Below are 19062 nucleotides of genomic sequence, written 5' to 3'. Positions count from 1 at the left end.
TGTTTAAACTATATTTTAGTAGTGCAAATTCATGCTCACAGCTTTGCTAAAGTTCTTTTAAGTTGTATGTAATATAGTCAGATTCTGACTTACTGTGTGATTCTTAACTCATATCTTTTTATACAACATTATATATGCGTGTTTTCTTAGTCCTATTTCTTTATTTTCGTTTAAGATTATTACTTTTTCATCATTAATCTTATACATGTTAGGGTAGTTTTTAAGTGAAACTAAATAGTAATGTCCACTTGTAAGTTGATTTCCTTCATGAATAATATAGGCTACTAGTTTATAACGATTATGGTTTTGTATTGTTAGCTCGTTTTCTATGTCGATACTATCATTTATTTTGTATGCCCCCGTATTCTCATTATACCCAAATCTCTTTAGGTGAATAATCAAATAACTACTAGTACTGACAAGTTTCCTTATTTCAACCCCCTTGGCACACCTATATTTTTTTTCGTTCTCAATCGAATAATTATCATCACCTGCTGTGCTCATACAAGCATAACATACGGGATTATCGAGAGGTGATTCCTCTAGCTGTGCTTTTTCTATTAGTTTCTTTAACGATGGGTTATATTGTTTCTGAATTTCCTCTTTATTAAGACTTATCTCCAGCATGTTTGAATCATCATTACGACAGTATTGTAGAGCAGTTGCATGCTTCCAGCAGCTAGTGATTTTTTTTTGCACTTCGTATGAAATTTGAAATCTAGGCAACAATAAGTCTCTATACTTATTTGATTCTATTAGACACTGCAAAAATGCCGCCGCATCCTGCTGTGAATAATTTTCATTTAACGTTTGGTCTTCAGGCCACCAAAAATCTGATACTAAAGCACTTAAACTCTTTCTTGAAGAAAAAGATGGGAAATTGAAAATATTGTCAGCAGATTCATTTATATGGTCTAATAGCTGTAAAGATGAGTTTATGTAACAAGTGTTATAAACGTTGTGTAATGGTGTGAAAAAATTACTTTTTCTATTAAAGTGGTGGGAAGCAAGATGATTAAAAGAAACTTGAGATGAATTATAGCGTGGACCAGAGGCCTTCTGCAGCTTTGTATTTACATAATTAAGCGCACTATTAATGGTTTTGTAAAACTCCGATTTATTTAAATCTTTAGGTATATTTTTTATCGTGCTATATTCGTTTTTATTCCAACGCTCAGAAATGCTACCTTTTACTTTGGTTTTGGAATATGACATTGCAGATTCAAATATGTCCTTTTGCTGTTGCAAAATGCTTTGCATATCATTTATATTGGTTGATCTTTCTATTTCTTCATAAACCTTTTTTAGGCGATTTATATGGTTTCTACCTTTAAGATATAGCCATATATTTCGAGACTTTGAGGTATTATTAGGGTTAGTTTTTAAGTATCCTTCTAATATTTTCAAAATATTTGTTTTAGTATCTTTAGTTTCCCTAATATCTTTGGCGCTATTTCGTTTTTTACAAGTAACATAGTTTTGGTCACTACTTTCAGCTTTAAATGAGGTTTTACTAGAGTCTATACTTTTGTCCCTAAGCTCAAGATGTTCTTCAAACAGCTCATTCATTTCCTCATTAGAGAAATCGTAGTTAGTGAAATTTTCAGAGGTTTGATATTTGTAAACAGAGTATATTTTAAAATTACCTGTAGGAGCACCATTATCTTTGCCAAAATTTGAATATAAATTTATCTGATTTTGGTTGTTGATGTCTTCGTCATCTATATGACCAAAAACGTTTATAATTTTAGGGTTAACAAATTTAGTATTCGTTAGACTACAACATACGAAGTTGTGGAGACGAGTAACCATTATCCACTTGCTAGTAAATGATTGATTACTATTAATGACAAAGTCTTGGAAATAATTATTGATGCCAATTATCGTACCACTTAGTTTTTTATTTGTTGGAGCAAACTTAATTTTCCTAATTGCCTCAAAATTGCAGGGAGCATGAGAGTAAACTATTTCGTTGTCTCCTATAGTTTCATATTCCATAACTTTTAAATGTGGTAAGTAAGCTGTAGCATAATTCTCTAGGAATGTATCTTCATATTGTTCAGATTGAGGTATTGAATCTAAATCATAAGACTTAGGGATGGAACGAGGCTTTATGCACCCTTTTAGTAAATCAATAAACTTCTCATCATGATTTGAAAGACATATCGTATAATCGATTCTAGATTCTTTCATTTTTCCGAAAACCAACAGAGTCATATAGTCGGAATTTCCTCTATCAGCCAAAATAGCACCAATAAAAACTAATTTTACTTGTTTAATGCGACTGGCATCAAATCGAATTTTATTTAGGTGAGTTTGAAAGGTAAGGTAGTTTTTACTGTAATAAGCAGACTTTAAACTATCATATATACTTTGTAGGTTATGCTGCTGCAAATCTATAACACCGATTTCAATGAGAAATCTAATTGCTTTTAATGCATTTCCATGTAAATCTCCAATAGCAAATGTAACTTTATAACCTGATTCTATTTTGAAGTTTTCATCTAATTCTTTTTTTATTTGTTCTATATCGATTACATTTAAATTTTTATATTCAGAATAATATCTCTTATACTCATTCATTTTAATACCTTATTCTTATTTTTGGTTTGAGTTATAAGACACTGTTGCAACTTAAAAGTTAAACAAGTGCTTATAAACAGCTCTTTTGGTTAAATTTAATTTTCACCGGAGGAAATGGTTTTTAAGTGAAATAACTTAATTTCAGTATATATTTTTATTAGTATAACTAAATTATATCATATATTAATTATTTACAAATATATTAAATATTTTTATTTAATATATTTGTAAAAAACTCATTATAAAGTGGTGTTGAGTTATTAAAGTAATTTAGAGCAGTTGAAAGCATCAATAATTAATTAGAAGTAAAACGTTCATAGTAAAAGCTTATATCAAATTAAATCAGCCCTATGAATCTTTATTGAGTTATAAAGGCATTTTTTATCCAATTGACATCATTGTTATTTATAGCAATTACATCAAACCGGCACTCATAATTTTCATACTTTGAATTTCTCTTTAGAAAAATATTGGCAGTGTTTATAAGCTTTTTTCGTTTAGAATAAGTTATCATCTCTTCAGCTTTAGCAAAAGTTGTAGCGCTTCTATATTTGACTTCAATAAAAATAAGTGTGTTTTTGTCTAATGCAATAATGTCAATTTCACCATAAGGCAAAACTTTGAAATTTTGCACTAAAATTTGCAGACCTTGAGACTTTAAAAATTTACAGGCTTCTAATTCTGCTTTATTACCAATTTTTGTGGTTTCTTTCATGTTTGTAGTTACTTGTAGTGACAGCACATTGTGATGTCTTTGATAGTAAATTTAGGTTTTGATATGTCAGCGAATTGGTCACTACACTAAGGATTAAATTTCTTAATTGTTAATTCCACTATGTCTTAGTAATGCCTCTTCACTAGGTTTTCTACCCATAAATGCCATAAAATTATCCATAGCATCACGAGATGATCCTTTTGAAATAATATTCTCTAGTAATTCTTGTCCGACTTTATCGCTTAAAATACCTTCTTTTTCAAAGCGGGAAAAAACATCAGAAGAGAGGATTTCTGCCCATTTGTAACTATAGTATCCAGCTGCATACCCACCAGCAAAAATGTGTGAAAAACTATTTTGGAATTTATTATAATTTGGCACTGGAAGTAGATCTATTTTTTTACGAACAGCATCTAGCTCTGCTTGTACCATATCTACGCTAGTTAGTTTTTTAAAGTGAATATTCATATCAAAAATACCAAACTCTAGTTGTCGAACCATCATTAATGCTGAATGAAAATGCCTTGTTCCAACGAGTTTACTTATTTGCTCTTTAGAGAGGTTTTTACCATCACGTGAGCCTGAGATTAAATTTAGTCCTTCTTCACACCAACAGAAGTTTTCCATAAATTGGCTTGGAAGCTCTACAGCATCCCATTCAACACCATTTGTCCCAGATATTGAAGGAATACTAACTTTTGATAAAATATGATGTAAAGCATGACCAAATTCATGAAATAATGTAACAACATCGTTATGAGTTAGGTTAGCACCTTGTTTAGATGGTGGTAGAAAGTTACAAGTTACATAAGCAACAGGATTTTGTGTTTTACCGTCAGGTTTTATAAACGCTGTACGAGAGCCATCCATCCAAGCACCACCACGTTTATTATCTCTAACAAATAAGTCACAAATTATACTACCTATATATTTTTCATTTTTGAAAAAATCAAAAGTTTGTTGTTCAGGAATGTATTTTTTATAAGAAGTATTTTCTTTTATCTCTAAACCGTATATGGAATTAAGGATTTTAAATAAACCAAGTTGTACTTTTTCCAGAGGGAAATATTCTCTTAGCTCTTCGGCTGTGAAATCATATTTAGCTTTTTTAAGTTTCTCAGCGTAGTATGCTGTATCCCAAGGTTTTAGTTCATCTTTTAAACCATTTTCTTTAGCGAAGGTACATAACTCTTCTAATTCTTTCTTTGCTTGTAGTTTTGATTTGTCTAAAAGTTTATTTAAAAGTTCTAAAACTTGTTCTGGGGTTTCAGCCATCTTTGTAAAAAGTGAATATTCAGCATAATTATTAAAACCTAATATTTGTGATTTTTCGATACGTAATTTTAGGATTTTTTCAATAGTTTCATCATTATCAAAGCTAATATTATCAGCCTCTTTAGAGGCTTTTGTCGAGTATGCCTTATAGAATATTTCTCGTAAATCTCTCTTATCAGCTTGTTGCATTACTGCTAAATACGTTGGGATGTCTATGCCAAGAGCATATTTTGAGTTTAATTTTTTTTGTTTAGCTTTATCCTTAGCCGCTTGAATAGTATTTTTTGGCAATCCACTTAAGTCGTTGTCATTATCGGTAGTGTAAGTCCAGTCCATAGTAGCATCTAAGACGTTGTTTTCAAATTTACTAGCTAATTGAGCTAACTCTTCTGATATTTCTAGTAGTCTTTGTCTTTTAGCTTCTTCAAGGTTTACGCCTGACATTTCAAAACCAATAATAGCTTTACGTACAGCTTGTGCTTGCTCGGAATTTAAATCTTGATTTTGTATTTTCTGATAAAAGCTTAGTAGTTCTTTATTTTGGCCTACTTTTGTATAAAAATTTGTAAGTTTGGTTACAGCATATTCATAGCTTTCTCGTAATTCTTTAGTATTACATACAGCATTCATATGAGAAATTGTTGAAAAGACTTGGGTGATTTTTTCATCGTCTTCTTCTAGCTTTAAAATGGTTTCCCAACTTATATTTTTAACTTTCAAAGTATTTTTTAGATTAGTTTGAGCTTGTTCTATAGCAGTATCTATAGCTGGTTTTACTTCTGGTTCTTTAAAATTAGCTAAATCTGGTAAGCTAGAGTGTTCTAGTATTGAATTCATAATTACCTCAAAATTTTTTTAAACATTAATATATGCTACAATATTATATAAGATCTATCTTAGCATACATCAAGGTTTTATTTATGATGAGTTTACAAGAAGATAAAATTACAGCCCCAATTTTTTTCAAAGAATATATAAATGGCTTTTTTAAACTTAATATAGGTGAATATAACTATCCACTGATTTTATCTGCTAATAAGATGATAGAATATGATGAAAAGATAACTTCGATTAACGATATTAAGAAATCTCATTTAAAGTTGATACTTAAAGCTAATCCAGAGATTGTAATTTTAGGTACAGGTAATAAGCAGGTGATACCGTCTATAGAAATTATAAATGAACTAGCAAAGTCTGGTAAAAGCGTTGATTTTATGGCTAGTGACATTGCTTGTAAAACTTATAACTTACTTGTTAACGAAAACCGCAATGTAAGCTGTATAATTATTTAAAGAACTATTTTTTTTTTTAAATATAAGTGTTACAATTGGATTGGTTATGTGTAAATTGTAAGTGTAATACTCAAAGGAGAAACATTATGAAAAAAGTAATTAAGTTGGGAGTTTTTTCTCTATCAGTTATGGCGTTAGCAGGTTGTTCTACACTTGGGTCAGATAGTCCAAGTGCTACTGGTAACCAAGATAAAGCTCCAGAAGTAAGCTCATCAAGTACAGCTCCTACTGCAAAAGTAAGCTTAAAACAGAGCTCACAAGATAAAATTGTAGCAATAATAGTTACAAATTATAATAATAATCCAGAAGGTAGTGTTAAGCTACAATGGAAGGCTCCAAGTGATACTAATTGTTATGACACTAGTTTCCCTATCACAAAATATGGTGAGAAGAATGATAAAACTTGGGCATCTGTACAAACTAAGCAAGGTGGTAAGTATTGTAAAGGTACATGGACAGCAAATGTTGTTTATGACAAGCATGTAATCGCTACTGATTCTATTACTATATAATTAGTGTTGATTGTAACTTTTTTATAAAAAGTTAAACTTATTATTAAAGATCTTATCGATTAGTTAATTTATTTCATTCTAAAAAATATTTCCTTATAATCTTTTTTTCAAAAGCTAATTTTTTTATGTCAAAATGATTATTTTGAAAAATTTAAAGTTTGTAAAGTCTGTTAATCGAATGGTGGTTGTAATATAATATAAAACTAAAATAAGAAGTAAAATTTAAACTTAAAACATATAGTGGATAGGTGGGGATGAAGAAAATATTGTTATTTTGTTTGGTAAGTATTGGTTTGGTGAGTTGCAGTACTTACAATTCTTTTATAGATAAGCTTTATAGTCATGATGATGCTGTGTCAGTAAATCCAGATGATACTTTAGAGAATCCAGACCAAGATGGTGAAGCTGTAGCTTATGATACTCCTACAGCTTCCTTAACACTTAAGTATAAACCGGCTACTCATGAGATAGATGCTCGTATGGTTACTAATTGGAACGGAGCTCCTCAAGGCACGGTATATTTAACTTGGTTTGCTCCAAAAGATACTGATTGTTATAGTACATCTTTCCCTATTGCTAAATTTAAAGAAACAGAAGACTATACTGTTGACAGTCAAAGTGTGCTTAGTGATGATAAAATATGTGCAGGTACTTGGAAAGCGGTAGTAGTAAATAAATCTGATAATTCAGAATTAGCTAAAGCTTCTGTGATAATAGGATGATATTCATACTTCTTTTTCAAGACTTATTGTAGTTTAAGTATAATAATTTCCTTTTTTCTATATCAATGATTTTCTGCACTTTGAATTTGGAATTGGTATTACAGTTTTTTAAAGATAGAAGTTTGTGACTTTTATTTATGTTAAACTGTTTATTCCAGTAATAAAGAAATATTACCTAATGCTAAATTTTCTTAAAAAGATAACATACCAAGATATAATATTCTATTTTTTATGTATATCTTTATTTATAGTTTTTCTGATGCCTTTTATGCCTTATAGTACCCTAAATTTAATTAAAAACTCATCTGGTGGAAAGACGGTTTTTTTAAATGATATTCTTTCAGAAAACCTTTATTTGTTTAAGGTGAGATATCTTATTTTCTACTATACTTTATGTATTTGTAGTATAGCAATAATCTTTAATACAAAACTTTTAGCTAAACTAATAAACTATTTTAAAAGCTTTAGTAAATTGGTCCAAATCTCGGTAGGTTTGTTTTTTATATTTGGGTTAATCTCATCATCTTTTGCTATCTCTCCTTTGATAGCTTTTAAGGGGGTTAGTGTTACTTTCTTACAATTTATTTGTGTAATGTTCGTTGCGTACTATGTCAGTCAAAAAACTACTGCAATAAAGAATTTTTATACGATAGTATTGTTGTCTGTAATATTTTTTGGTGGTAGTTTATTTTTACATTTGCTTTTGTCTAACTTCTCCGTTTATGGTCAAATAGTAGCTGGTAATATTCAGAAGGTTTTATTATATACATATAACTGCCTGAATCCTCGTTTTTTAGATAATTACTTTAGCTGGTTTATACCTTTGTTATTGCTGCCATGGTTTATTAACTTAAGACCAATATTTAAAGTAGGGTCTTTAATAGCTTTGGTGATGGTTTGGTTTGTGCTTATTAATCATGCCTTTAGGACAGTCGTGGCTGAGTACATAATTATATTTCCATTACTTATGTTTTATAACCGTAAGATGTTTAAGCTAGTATTGAAAATTTTTATTGTAAGTATAGTTATAGCAATTATTACTAATTTTTTATATATCAATTATATTATGGCAGTTCCAAATCAGGAGGTTTCTACTATTTTTAGGTACGGCACATCTGGGCGTATACCAGTGTGGATAGAAGCCTTTAAGATAGGTCTTGAATATCCTTTTACAGGGATAGGGCAGTGGAATTATATAGCTATTACAAAATATGATTCTGCTGGTTATCCTCATAATTTACTATTAGAAATTTGGTCGCAGTGGGGGATATTAGCATTTGTAATGGCGATAGTAGTTATTTTTACTGCTATTAAAAACTTATTTAAACAACGTATAGAGATATGTGAAAATCCATATTACTGTATTTTTATAATGATGTTAACAGCTGGAATGGTTGATGGTATGTTAAACGCTATGTTTAAAACATCTTTGGGTTTATTCGGTTGTGTCTTTGTATTTGGATTTTGTTTATCAATTTTTAAACCTAATGAGCAGCAAAATATAGGAGCATCTAGGTTGGCTTTTGTAGTTAGTAGACTAGCTGTTTTGGGTAGTTTATTCTGTATAGTGATTTTACCTTTAATTTTTCCACCGATGTGGATATGATGATAAATTAATATTATAATAAATATATTTTATAATAAGTAAAACATAGCTGTATTGTATTTATATGAAAATTGGTAGAATTAATGTAATTAGAGGGAATGTAATAAGTGACTATATTTCTCATTTTGACGCTCTTTTTTCATATAAAAATATGAATGGTCTGATGAGAGAGACGTCATCATTTGAAGGTAAAAAGCAGTTTAATAATACTATACCAACAAAAAGAGCTCTATTTCTGGCTGATTATAATAATCATAGCCTTATTGATAGTCATGTAAAATCTTTAGTTATTAATGATAATATTTTTCCAGAAGAAGTTTGGATGGGAGGAATAGATATAAGATATCCGCTATCTAAAATTAAAAGATATTCTACAAACTCTTTTTGGAATGCTAGAGTTAAAATTCATATTTTGCCTGTAGATAACCGTCAAAATATTATCTCGCAGGTTAAAAAAACAAGCTATTTTGACAAGATATTTGTGATACGAGGATTGTGTTACTGTATGACGAATAGGTTTAACTTTAGTTGCGCAGGTATAAGACATCCTATAAGACACCCATCTCAGGGCTACAGCGAATTTGAGGCGATAAGATTTTTAGAAAATTTGATTTCTCTATTAGATTTGAAAAATAAAGACTCTATGATTTTTCTTGGTGGTCCAATAGATTTAACAGAGTATAGGTATAAGGCTTTCGAACTAAAAATGAAAGCGGCAATATCAAGTTGGAAATTTGCAGCCAAAATGATAGCTGAAAAGTATTCAACTCGCCTTATTGTAGATTTTGTATATTTAAATTTAGAAGAGCATATAAATGATCGTAAATTAAATGTCGGAGTCCCATATATAAAAGATGATGGTTTAAGGATGTCCGCATTAGTTATTAGGCCTAAAAGTAATGATTTTAGTTACTCTAGGTCTAATAGTTTTATCGATAATGTAGATATCAAAAGAAATTTATTTAGTTAAATAATTTTGTATAAATTTCCCAATAATAATTTGGGAGAATGTTTTAAGGTATTTAGTTTTATAACATTGGTACAGCATAATCACATTCTGTATTGGGGCATGCTTTTTGCTCACCATCTTTCTTTGTGGTTTTATGCAAAAGTATAGGTGAATTGCATTTAGGACAAGGCTCTTTAATCGGAGGGTACCAATATGCGTTTTTACATTTTGGAAACCCTGAGCAAGCATAAAACACTTTTCCTTTACGAGATTTCTTTTCAACTATGTGATTTTGATTACATTTAGGGCAGACTACACCAGTATCTTTAGGCTTCTCAAGTGGTTCCATATGTTTACAAGTCGGATAGTTAGAACAACCAATAAACTTTCCATATCGACCTTGTTTTATATGTAGATCAGAGTCGCATTTAGGGCATTTTCTATCTTCAATAACAATAGGTTCTTCTTTTTCTTTTGGTTCTTCGCCTGCACCGACTATTTGTCTTGTATAGGTACATTTAGGATAATTTGTACAACCAATAAAACGACCATTTTTACCTAAACGTAATGATAGTTTACCGCCACATTCTGGACAGTCTTCATCAATTACTTCTTGAACAACATCTTTACGAGATACCTCTTCAGAGATTTTATTTATTCTTTCTATAAAAGGTTGCCAGAAATTATTCAAAACACTCAAATAATCATTTTTATGATTAGCAATTTCATCTAGCTCTTCTTCAAGCCCGGCGGTATAGGAGTATTCTACATATTTTTTAAAATACTCTGTTAAAAACTTATTTACAACTCTGCCTTTATCTGTGGGGATAAACCTTTTTTTCTCAATCTCCACATAATCTCTTTGCTGAAGTGTGGATATGATACTAGCGTAAGTAGAAGGTCGCCCAATACCATATTTCTCAAGAGCCTTGACTAAAGATGCTTCTGTAAATCGTGGTGGGGGCTCCGTTGAGTGAGCTTTACTTATAATATCGTTAAGTTTGACCTTTTCACCTTTTTCAAATTTTGGTAAAGTTTGTTGGCTTTCAGGATCATCTTGGTCATCCTCATCTTTCTCAACGTTATATAAGCTTAAAAAGCCAGCATCAACTATAACTGTACCAGTAGTTCTAAATTTGTGTTTGCTATTTTCTGTAATTAAATCAACAGAGGTGCTATTTAAAGTAGCATGCTTCATTTGGCAAGCTATCGTTCTATTATAAATTAGACTATATAACTTAAACTCATCTGAAGTTAGATGTTCTTTAATAGATTCTGGTGTTCTACTTGCTGCTGTTACTCTTATAGCTTCATGTGCTTCTTGAGCATTTTGGGATTTTTTGCTAAACACACGAGGTTTGCTTGGTAGCATACCTTTTTGATATTTTGACTCTATGAAGTTTCTTATGTCATTTAAGGCATCGTTAGATAAATTTGTAGAATCAGTTCTCATATATGAAATAAGACCAACTGACTCACCATCACCCAGGTCTATACCTTCATAGAGTTTTTGTGCAACAGACATGGTTTTTTTCGCTGTAAAGCCTAATTTTTTAGCTGCTTCTTGCTGTAGAGTTGAAGTTATAAAAGGCGGATATGGGTTTCTTTTTAATGTTTTTTCTATTATTTCATTAACTATAAGATATCCGTTAGCGTCTTTTAAAATGGTTTTTTTAGCTGCTAACGCTGATTTTTCATCAGTAAAACTAAATTGCTCTATTTTATTTTCATTGAACTCTATTAAGTTTGCCAGTATTTGCTTTTGTTTAAAAGTATCTGCAGTAAGACTCCAATAATCTTTTTTAATAAAGTTTTCACGCTCAATTTCACGTTCGACTATCATGCGTAAAGCGGGACTTTGCACTCTTCCAGCAGATAACCCACTTGTAATCTTACGCCATAGTAAAGGAGATAGGTTAAAACCAACTAGAAAATCTAAAGCTTGACGAGCTTTTTGAGCATTCACAAGATCCATAGAAATTTCTTTAGGGTTAGCTATAGCATTAGATACAGCTGTTTTAGTGATTTCATTAAAGCTAATTCTATAAACATTCTTACCTTTTAGGAGTTTAGCGTTTTTAAGGATTTCTTGAACATGCCATGATATAGCTTCTCCTTCTCTATCTGGATCAGTAGCAAGATATATATTTTCAGCTTCTTGAGCAGATTTTTTTATAGCTTCAATATGCTTTTTACTTTTATCGTTAACAACATATTTAATTTTGAAGTTATCATTTACATCTATCGAAGTATCTTTAGAAGGGATCTCTCTTACATGCCCAAACGAGGCTAAGATATCAAAATCTTTTCCTAAGTATTTTTTGATAGTTTTAGTTTTTGCTGGTGATTCTACGACCACTAAATTTTTTGCCATTTTTTACCTTTTTTTAATTTTTTTCTAAAAAAGAGTTTTATTTATGCTTTGTAGTTGCATTATAAAATATAAGAAAAGCAGATGCTTATCAATAGTTAATATCATAAAAGTTAGTTTTATAGTCAATAAATATAGACTATACTTCTGTAAGTATTTTTAATTATTAATAAGCTAAGCTATATAGTTTAAGGTTTTGATTAGATGAAAGCAGCTAAAGTAATTTCTTTACTCCAGCAAAAAGGAGGTTCTGGGAAAACCACTACCGCAATCAATATAGCGTGTGGTTTAAAAGAGTTGGGTTTTAAAGTTGCCATAGTAGACATGGATAAAGATAAACCAGATGCATACATGTGGATGACAAAAAACAATGAAAACAATGATTTTGTTTATAACTTAGATGAGAAAAATGTTCGTGAAAAGGTCCTAGAATTAAAATCCTCCGTAGATTTTATAGTTATTGATACTCCTCCAAATTTTCAAACAGCTGCATTAAAGTCAGCTTTGTTGTCAGATTTAGTTGTGATTCCATGTTCACCAAGCGGTATGGATTTATCTGGTTTGGTAGAAGCAAAAGATTTAGCTTTAACAGCAAATAAACCATATAAGTTTTTTGCAAATAGAGTACAAATGCAATCGAATATGTCAAAAAGTTTAATAGAATTTTTTGAAGAAGATGGACATTTTTTTGAAGCTTTTGTTTCCCAAAGTGTTAAGTTTATTGAATCTGAAGCGGAAGGTGTGTATATAGGTGACTATGCAAATGGTAGTAAAGTTCATCTTCAAGTTAAAAAGCTTGCTAGAGAAGTAGAAGAATTTTTTGGAGAGGGTATAAATGGCTAAAAAAATATCTCTAGCTAATCGTAAAATTAACCAAAAAATTAATGACCCAGTAAGCCAAGAGAAAAAAGATATTCTAAGAGCTATGCAGCTACAGGAATTAAGTGAGCAAGCAAGCAAAGTAGGTAGACTTTTTGAACTACCTCTTAGTATTGTACAGCCAGATAAAAACCAGCCGCGTAAAACATTTAAAAACATAGAATCTTTAGCAGATAGTATTAGAGAAAATGGTGTGATTCAACCAATTATAGTTACACCTAAAAATATTGATGGTACTCACCATATAATTGCAGGTGAAAGAAGGTATCTAGCAAGTATACAAGCAGAGCGTAGTACGATACCATGTATTGTTAGAGAAGAAGAATCTGATGCAAGTATACTATTGTTACAACTTTTAGAAAATGATCAACGTGAGAACGTTTCACCATTTGAAGAGGCAGACGCATTAAGACAACTGATTGAAGTTAAAAAACTAAAAAAAGCTGATATAGCAAAAATACTTGGACGAGATGCAAGCTGGATTTCTATGCGTTTGAAAATATCTGATGCAGATGAAAATATTCGCAAATTAGCCCAAAAAGGTATCATAGAAGATGTACGCACTTTATATGAGTTAAAAAAGTTTGCAGAAGAGATACCAGAAGGTGCTAGCGAGTTTGTTAAAAAAGCCTTGGATAATAAGATTTCAGGATCCTTTAGATCAGCTATAACACGTTATAGAGAAAATTGGAAAAGAAAAACACAAATTTTAGACAGTACAAAACTAGATGTGATAAATGTAAAAGAAGTATCTAAAGAAGGTAAGTTTCTAAAAATAAAAGGGTCTCGTTCAGGATTAAAAGCACATACTTATACTTTTGAGATAACAGAAAAATTTAAAAAAATACTATTTGAAGCACTTGTAAAATAAGATTTATGAAGATAGCTATATTACAAACAGATCATATTCCAGAACATCGACGTGAAATGGCTGGAGGTAATTATCCAGAGATGTTTGCAAATTTATTTTTTAAATTGTCATTGATTGTGGATTTTGATATTTTTGATGTGACAGAGCAAGATTATCCATCAGATTATGATATATATGATGGTTTTATAATAACAGGTAGTAAAGCTACTGCATTTGATAACTTACCATGGATATCTAAGCTTAAATCAACTATAGTTGAGTTGTATAATAGTAGTAAAAAAATAATAGGAGTTTGCTTTGGTCATCAGATTTTAGCACAAGCTTTAGGAGGCAGAGTTGAGCGAGCTACTAAAGGTTTCTCTGTTGGAATAAAAAATGTAAAGATTTTAACTAAAAAATCGTGGATGGAGCCATTTCATCATTATCTGAGTTTATTGTTTTATCATCAAGATATGATAGTTGAGCTCCCAACTGGTGCTGAACTTATAGGAACTAGTGGCTATTGTCAGATCCAGATGTTTTGTATTAGTAATCAAATATTTGGTATACAAGCTCATCCAGAGATGTTAAAAACACATAATTACGCTTTGATAAAAGAGTATCAAGATGAGATAAAAAATGAATTTCAGCATGCTTTAGAAAGTTTGAGAATAAGAGATAATAGTTTAGTTATAGGCCATTGGATGGCAAATTTTTTTGAATTTAAGGATTAATGATGCAGATTAAACGTTTAGTTGTATTTGGTGATAGTTTATTAGATGTAGGGAATATTATAAAAACGCTAGATGTACCAGGGGAGCCGTATTATCAAGGTAGATTCTCTAACGGTATAGTATCTACAGAATATTTAGCTCAGTATATCGCTAAAGACCAAAATATAGAGACTATTGAGCATAAAAGTTATGCTATTGGCGGTGCTTTAACTCATGGTAATAATCCTTCATCTTTACTGAGGTATCATTCTTTTGCTGTCTCACAACAGTTAATAAGATTTGAAAATGAAGAGGGAAGATTTTCTAAAGATGATCTTGTGATTATAAATGGTGGAGCTAATAATTTTATGTTTACCGTTTACAATGAAATACCTTATATAAATCTTATGGCTAAACTCAGAGTTGCCAGAGACCTTAAAAAAATAATTATAAAAACTATTAAGATGGGCGCTAGTAATATTATAGTTTGGAATATTCCTGATGTGACTAAAGCACCTGCTTATAAAGACTATTTGTCTAATTGGGTTGGCAAGTTTTTTAGATCATATTTGCAACTAAATATTAATTTACAAAATAACCTGCTTAAAAGTAGTGTAAATGATTTGCAACTTTTATTCCCTAAAGTAAATATAAAGCTCTTTGATTTTTATGCTTTACTGAATGATTGTTTTAATAATCCTACTGATTATGGTTTTGAAAATGTTACAGATATTTGTGTAGACAGCTATGGAGGAGCAGATTCTCTTGGCAATATTCAATATGATATAGAGTTGGTAAATGACCCGGATAAATTTTTATGTTGGGATTATTGTCATCCTACAACAAAAGGTCATGAAGTAATAGCTAAGAGAATGTTTGAGATTTTAAAGCATAATATTTAACCTTTAAATCCTAGAGCAATAATATAAAACTCTCTAGATCTAGGTCGTGACGATTTGGGTTTAAATTGAGTAACTTTGGTAAAGTGGTTTTTAACTTGCTTTATATATTTATCAGCCCCTTCACCTTGAAAAATTTTAGCTACGAAACCCCCACTTTTTTTAAGATTGTTTATTGCAAAATCTAGAGCTAGTTCTAATAAGAATATAGATTTAGCTTGATCAGAAGTTTTATTGCCGCTTATATTTGGAGACATATCGGAAACTATACAGTCTATTTTGTTTTGACCAATTAGGTTATTTAGCTTCTCATAAGTTTCATCACTTGTGAAATCGCCTTGAATAAAATCCACGCCTGGGATAGGTGCCATTTCAAGTAAGTCAAGAGCGATAAGTTTTCCATTAGAACCAATATATTTGATTATCTGCTCAGACCAACCACCTGGAGCAGCGCCTAGGTCTATAACAAACATATTTTGTTTAAATATTTTATATTTTTCTTGAATCTCAATTATTTTAAAGCTTGCTCTACTACGATAGCCTAGTTTATTTGCCTGAATAACATAGTAATCTGAGTTGTGCTCTTGTACCCAGCGTTTACTGCTAGCTGTTTTAACCATTTCTTGTATTTATTGGAAAGTTTGTTATATTGTATGAATATTTAAATCTTAAATAAAGTCTAATCCCTGTTTTAGGGTTGATATAAATTTATAAATCTATGTCTTTTGGATATAATAGTTATATATTGAGTGTTTATAGGTTTATATATGTTAAAGAAAATATTTCTTATAGGTGTAGGGGCTTTAGTTATTAGTTCTTGTACAATTAGAGAGGACATTCAAGATAATATAGATCATTATAATAGACTAACTAGAGACCAAAATGTTAAGGAAATTAGTTTTGATAAATATACAAATACAGTTGAGGGAATGCGATTTTTAGTTGCAAATCACCCAGATCAAGTAATTCTCTTAGATGGTGAAGACTTTGATGTCAGGTATAATAAATTGGTAAGTTACCTTAAGCATGAAGAATACACTATAGTAGTTGATGAAAAATTACCAGCAGTAGCTACAATTATAGCAGAGGTTAATAAGCCTATGCCTGATGTTCATTATGTTGGTATCTTAATGGAACAGAATTCTCGAGCTAAGCAAACTAAATATAGTATAGTTTACGGAGATAATAATTTCTTAGCTCGTAAGTTTTATAATGATTATAAAAAAACACTGTAAAAGTTTGTAATTCTTAAACTAGCTTTAAGTAAATTTTGGATTTTAATCCTTGAGCGTGGTTTGTGCACATCTTTAGAGACTTGACTTGTAGATACTTAGCTTGGTTATTATAATCGTAGTACCAGCAGAAGTATGAATATAGGTATAAATGTGGACATGATCGCGTATAAAAAGCTTAAGTTTAAGAGTAGTTTGTCTTTAGAAACGCTTTTTCAAAGTAGTCAAGGTTATGATAATAACTTTCGGGATCTAAACAGCCCATATAAGGATAGTCTTAAGTGTAGTTTCCAAGGTATTTTCAGAAAGAGGAGGACTTTAAAAGGAGACCACTATCAAGGTGATTTTGTTTGGGACGGTAGTGATAATATTACTATAGGAGATCTCTTTTTTGGCACTGGCCGCGGTGGTCACCCAAGCTTGACAGAGCAAGGTGTAACTAAATGTGCTGGCATTATTGAAAAGGGTTCATTTTTTTTTCATAGTGGGCATTTTAAACCAAAAGCGCGCAATGTAATTCCCTTTATGTTTAAATTTATTGATAATTCACTATATGATTGTAAATCAGAAGCGGAAAAACAAGAGTGTTTGACCCATTTATGTGAAAAAATGATAATAAGACTCTATTACGATGATAGTGGAGATACCATGGATACTAATTTTGTCAATTTATGTGAGGATTTTCTAAATGGTAAGTACACATTCAAAAAACCATCATCTATAACAAGAAATTTAATTCATGAAGAGCAAAACTGGCAACCTAATAATAACTATAGTGTGAGACCGCCATCTATAACAAAAACCATGGTTAGAGAAAGCTATAAATGGCAACCTGATAGTAGTAGTAACAACTGTAGTGTGTGTAATCAAGCGATCAAGGGATCGTTTTTTAGCACAAATAAACATCATTGTCGTTCATGTGGGTATATTATTTGTGGTAATTGTTACATAATTACTAAAATAAATAACCCATTAAGTGGTAAGGGTATGAAAATCAAGCAAGGATTATATAAGACGAAAGTATGTACTACTTGTGTTAGTTTATGACTTTATTAACTTGCACTAATTTCATTTCAAGGTTAAAGGCAATATGTGATAAGGTTTTGATAGTGCAGTTAGATTAAAGCAAGTGTGAAACTATTAAAAATCGCTAGGTAATAATAGATTTACTTATCTCAATTTATTCTTAATATTAGTTTGGAATGAAGTATTGGTAATAGGGATTTTTATTGGGTAACTCATTTGGAAACGTTCTAGGTATGGTATATTTTCCAAAATTCTGCCCTCCTTTAGAACCATACTGAATAATATCAGAAGCATTATAATCGAACATAGGTTCATTTTTTCTGCCATAAAAGACAAGTCCATGATCGGCTGTTCGCTTTTTGAAAAAATAAGATCTTGGTTTAAGTGGATTGTCATTGTCTTCTAGTTTATCTCGATTGACAAGTAAATTTTGTTGTTTTGGGTTCAAAGACATATCCAGATAATTAGGATAACAAAGTTGGAATCGGTTTAATCTCTCCGTTGTGGTTGCGAATCGATATTTATCATCTTCGATAAATGATAGCATTTGCAATGCTTTTAAACTTGATCCTGCTCCGTAAACAGAGATGCATCTGTCGTTATGATCAACGGATAAGGTAAAAACAATTTTGTCCAGTGCAGTGCCACGTAACCGTCCATTTGCAAGTCCTGCAAAGAATTTTTGGTAGTCCATTTTGAAATATCTATCCATATCATTTTCATGCATGGAGAGATATAAAAAAGAACCATTTATTTTTGTCATTGTTTTTTTCTTTATTTCTTGAAGTTTTTGCTCATAACATTTTTTTATCTGCTCCTGAGAAATTACTTTTTTAAGAGCCAGTTGACGTCTAAAGTTACGAATGTTACGAGCAAGATCTTTATAATTAGCCTCTCTTTTTGATATGATCTGTTGAATTTCAGGTTCTTGTATATGGTTATATCCTGCACTATTACAACACATAAGAACAAGTTCGTTCACGTTTTCAAAGTAACCTAATAATGCACTAAAGAACCGTCCACTTGCTTGTAATTTACCATAGTTTACTCCATATATCATGGTGCGATCTAAGTTTTCATGGGAACCATCTGTTGTAGAGATTAGTCCACCATGACTATACCATATAATTCTGTCATATTTTTTAGCATCAAGACAATTAATTTTAGGCATGTTTTCAATAGTTGACCACCATATGTCAGCATCTAAATATTCTTTAGGACCATAATCTGAGGGTTGTAACATAATGAAATCAGAGTTTTCCATCAACTTTAATCGGCCACTTAAATGGACTGTAAATTCAGTTTTTAGATCAAGACTATTCATTATATGTAGGGTTTTCATGAAATAAACGTTTCCTTAAGTTTTAGAGTTATCTGTTACAATAGCTTCCTGGCGTCTATGTTACATAAGTTTTTCCCAGTAATCTATAATTTCAAC

17 protein-coding genes are annotated in these 19062 nt (G+C 30.7%); 11 read left to right on the top strand and 6 right to left on the bottom strand.

What is annotated here, in order from left to right:
* Positions 1–108 precede the first annotated feature (108 nt).
* From FRA_RS06490 to FRA_RS06480, 3 genes are all read right to left on the bottom strand, one after another.
* The gene (locus tag FRA_RS06490; RefSeq protein ID WP_035720090.1) at positions 109–2583 is read right to left on the bottom strand and encodes a ubiquitin carboxyl-terminal hydrolase; all 2475 of its coding nucleotides are present in this window, start codon (positions 2581–2583) and stop codon (positions 109–111) included.
* A gap of 358 nt (positions 2584–2941) precedes the next feature.
* Positions 2942–3298: a YraN family protein gene (locus FRA_RS06485; protein WP_035720088.1), complete on the bottom strand. Its 357-nt coding sequence runs from the start codon at positions 3296–3298 to the stop codon at positions 2942–2944.
* 102 nt (positions 3299–3400) lie between these two features.
* Entirely contained in the window at positions 3401–5410 is a 2010-nt protein-coding gene (locus FRA_RS06480) for a M3 family metallopeptidase (RefSeq protein WP_035720085.1), read from the bottom strand.
* 83 nt (positions 5411–5493) lie between these two features.
* Here FRA_RS06480 and FRA_RS06475 point away from each other — a divergent pair, with 83 nt between their 5' ends.
* From FRA_RS06475 to FRA_RS06455, 5 genes are all read left to right on the top strand, one after another.
* The gene (locus FRA_RS06475) at positions 5494–5865 is read left to right on the top strand and encodes an Mth938-like domain-containing protein (protein ID WP_035720084.1); all 372 of its coding nucleotides are present in this window, start codon (positions 5494–5496) and stop codon (positions 5863–5865) included.
* Between the two features lie 86 nt (positions 5866–5951).
* On the top strand, positions 5952–6377 hold the full coding sequence (locus FRA_RS06470) for a TUL4 family lipoprotein (protein ID WP_035720081.1): 426 nt from the start codon (positions 5952–5954) through the stop codon (positions 6375–6377).
* A 254-nt stretch (positions 6378–6631) separates the two neighbouring features.
* Entirely contained in the window at positions 6632–7099 is a 468-nt protein-coding gene (locus FRA_RS06465; RefSeq protein WP_035720080.1) for a TUL4 family lipoprotein, read from the top strand.
* Positions 7100–7277: 178 nt separating this feature from the next.
* On the top strand, positions 7278–8705 hold the full coding sequence (locus FRA_RS06460) for an O-antigen ligase family protein (RefSeq protein ID WP_035720079.1): 1428 nt from the start codon (positions 7278–7280) through the stop codon (positions 8703–8705).
* 64 nt (positions 8706–8769) lie between these two features.
* Positions 8770–9675: a hypothetical protein gene (locus tag FRA_RS06455; protein ID WP_035720078.1), complete on the top strand. Its 906-nt coding sequence runs from the start codon at positions 8770–8772 to the stop codon at positions 9673–9675.
* 58 nt (positions 9676–9733) lie between these two features.
* Here FRA_RS06455 and topA read toward each other — a convergent pair whose 3' ends face one another.
* The gene (gene topA, locus FRA_RS06450; protein WP_035720077.1) at positions 9734–12028 is read right to left on the bottom strand and encodes a type I DNA topoisomerase; all 2295 of its coding nucleotides are present in this window, start codon (positions 12026–12028) and stop codon (positions 9734–9736) included.
* Between the two features lie 201 nt (positions 12029–12229).
* Between topA and FRA_RS06445 the strand changes: the two genes are divergently transcribed.
* From FRA_RS06445 to FRA_RS06430, 4 genes are read left to right on the top strand one after another with little or no spacing between them, the layout of a single operon-like run.
* Positions 12230–12868, top strand: a complete 639-nt coding sequence (locus FRA_RS06445; RefSeq protein ID WP_035720075.1) for a ParA family protein — start codon at positions 12230–12232, stop codon at positions 12866–12868.
* Positions 12861–13775 (top strand): ParB/RepB/Spo0J family partition protein, encoded by a 915-nt coding sequence (locus FRA_RS06440; RefSeq protein WP_035720073.1) that lies wholly within the window; start codon positions 12861–12863, stop codon positions 13773–13775. Before FRA_RS06445 ends, FRA_RS06440 begins: the two co-directional genes overlap by 8 nt.
* A 5-nt stretch (positions 13776–13780) precedes the next feature.
* The gene (locus tag FRA_RS06435) at positions 13781–14488 is read left to right on the top strand and encodes a glutamine amidotransferase-related protein (protein ID WP_035720070.1); all 708 of its coding nucleotides are present in this window, start codon (positions 13781–13783) and stop codon (positions 14486–14488) included.
* On the top strand, positions 14488–15369 hold the full coding sequence (locus FRA_RS06430; protein WP_035720066.1) for an SGNH/GDSL hydrolase family protein: 882 nt from the start codon (positions 14488–14490) through the stop codon (positions 15367–15369). Before FRA_RS06435 ends, FRA_RS06430 begins: the two co-directional genes overlap by 1 nt.
* Here the strand turns inward: FRA_RS06430 and FRA_RS06425 are convergent.
* The gene (locus tag FRA_RS06425) at positions 15366–15986 is read right to left on the bottom strand and encodes an RlmE family RNA methyltransferase (protein ID WP_035720064.1); all 621 of its coding nucleotides are present in this window, start codon (positions 15984–15986) and stop codon (positions 15366–15368) included. The genes FRA_RS06430 and FRA_RS06425 overlap by 4 nt on opposite strands.
* Positions 15987–16133: 147 nt before the next feature.
* On the opposite strand from FRA_RS06425, the gene FRA_RS06420 reads away from it, so the two are divergent.
* Both FRA_RS06420 and FRA_RS06415 read left to right on the top strand, forming a co-directional pair.
* Entirely contained in the window at positions 16134–16601 is a 468-nt protein-coding gene (locus tag FRA_RS06420; protein WP_035720061.1) for a hypothetical protein, read from the top strand.
* A 132-nt stretch (positions 16602–16733) separates the two neighbouring features.
* Entirely contained in the window at positions 16734–17645 is a 912-nt protein-coding gene (locus FRA_RS06415; protein ID WP_035720059.1) for an FYVE zinc finger domain-containing protein, read from the top strand.
* A gap of 145 nt (positions 17646–17790) precedes the next feature.
* Here the strand turns inward: FRA_RS06415 and FRA_RS06410 are convergent, their stop codons facing one another.
* Entirely contained in the window at positions 17791–18948 is a 1158-nt protein-coding gene (locus tag FRA_RS06410) for a hypothetical protein (RefSeq protein WP_155960883.1), read from the bottom strand.
* Between the last annotated feature and the right edge of the window lie 114 nt (positions 18949–19062).

The sequence above is a fragment of the Allofrancisella heilbronnii genome, assembly GCF_000710735.2.
Classification (GTDB): Bacteria; Pseudomonadota; Gammaproteobacteria; order Francisellales; family Francisellaceae; genus Francisella; species Francisella frigidaquae.
This window is presented reverse-complemented; position numbering and strand designations above follow the sequence as displayed.

Coding starts and splice junctions, on each gene's coding strand:
- FRA_RS06490 (WP_035720090.1), bottom strand. CDS start 2,583: ATGAATGAGTATAAGAGATATTATTCTGAATATAAAAATTTAAATGTA.
- FRA_RS06485 (WP_035720088.1), bottom strand. CDS start 3,298: ATGAAAGAAACCACAAAAATTGGTAATAAAGCAGAATTAGAAGCCTGT.
- FRA_RS06480 (WP_035720085.1), bottom strand. CDS start 5,410: ATGAATTCAATACTAGAACACTCTAGCTTACCAGATTTAGCTAATTTT.
- FRA_RS06475 (WP_035720084.1), top strand. CDS start 5,494: ATGATGAGTTTACAAGAAGATAAAATTACAGCCCCAATTTTTTTCAAA.
- FRA_RS06470 (WP_035720081.1), top strand. CDS start 5,952: ATGAAAAAAGTAATTAAGTTGGGAGTTTTTTCTCTATCAGTTATGGCG.
- FRA_RS06465 (WP_035720080.1), top strand. CDS start 6,632: ATGAAGAAAATATTGTTATTTTGTTTGGTAAGTATTGGTTTGGTGAGT.
- FRA_RS06460 (WP_035720079.1), top strand. CDS start 7,278: ATGCTAAATTTTCTTAAAAAGATAACATACCAAGATATAATATTCTAT.
- FRA_RS06455 (WP_035720078.1), top strand. CDS start 8,770: ATGAAAATTGGTAGAATTAATGTAATTAGAGGGAATGTAATAAGTGAC.
- topA (WP_035720077.1), bottom strand. CDS start 12,028: ATGGCAAAAAATTTAGTGGTCGTAGAATCACCAGCAAAAACTAAAACT.
- FRA_RS06445 (WP_035720075.1), top strand. CDS start 12,230: ATGAAAGCAGCTAAAGTAATTTCTTTACTCCAGCAAAAAGGAGGTTCT.
- FRA_RS06440 (WP_035720073.1), top strand. CDS start 12,861: ATGGCTAAAAAAATATCTCTAGCTAATCGTAAAATTAACCAAAAAATT.
- FRA_RS06435 (WP_035720070.1), top strand. CDS start 13,781: ATGAAGATAGCTATATTACAAACAGATCATATTCCAGAACATCGACGT.
- FRA_RS06430 (WP_035720066.1), top strand. CDS start 14,488: ATGATGCAGATTAAACGTTTAGTTGTATTTGGTGATAGTTTATTAGAT.
- FRA_RS06425 (WP_035720064.1), bottom strand. CDS start 15,986: ATGGTTAAAACAGCTAGCAGTAAACGCTGGGTACAAGAGCACAACTCA.
- FRA_RS06420 (WP_035720061.1), top strand. CDS start 16,134: ATGTTAAAGAAAATATTTCTTATAGGTGTAGGGGCTTTAGTTATTAGT.
- FRA_RS06415 (WP_035720059.1), top strand. CDS start 16,734: ATGAATATAGGTATAAATGTGGACATGATCGCGTATAAAAAGCTTAAG.
- FRA_RS06410 (WP_155960883.1), bottom strand. CDS start 18,948: ATGAATAGTCTTGATCTAAAAACTGAATTTACAGTCCATTTAAGTGGC.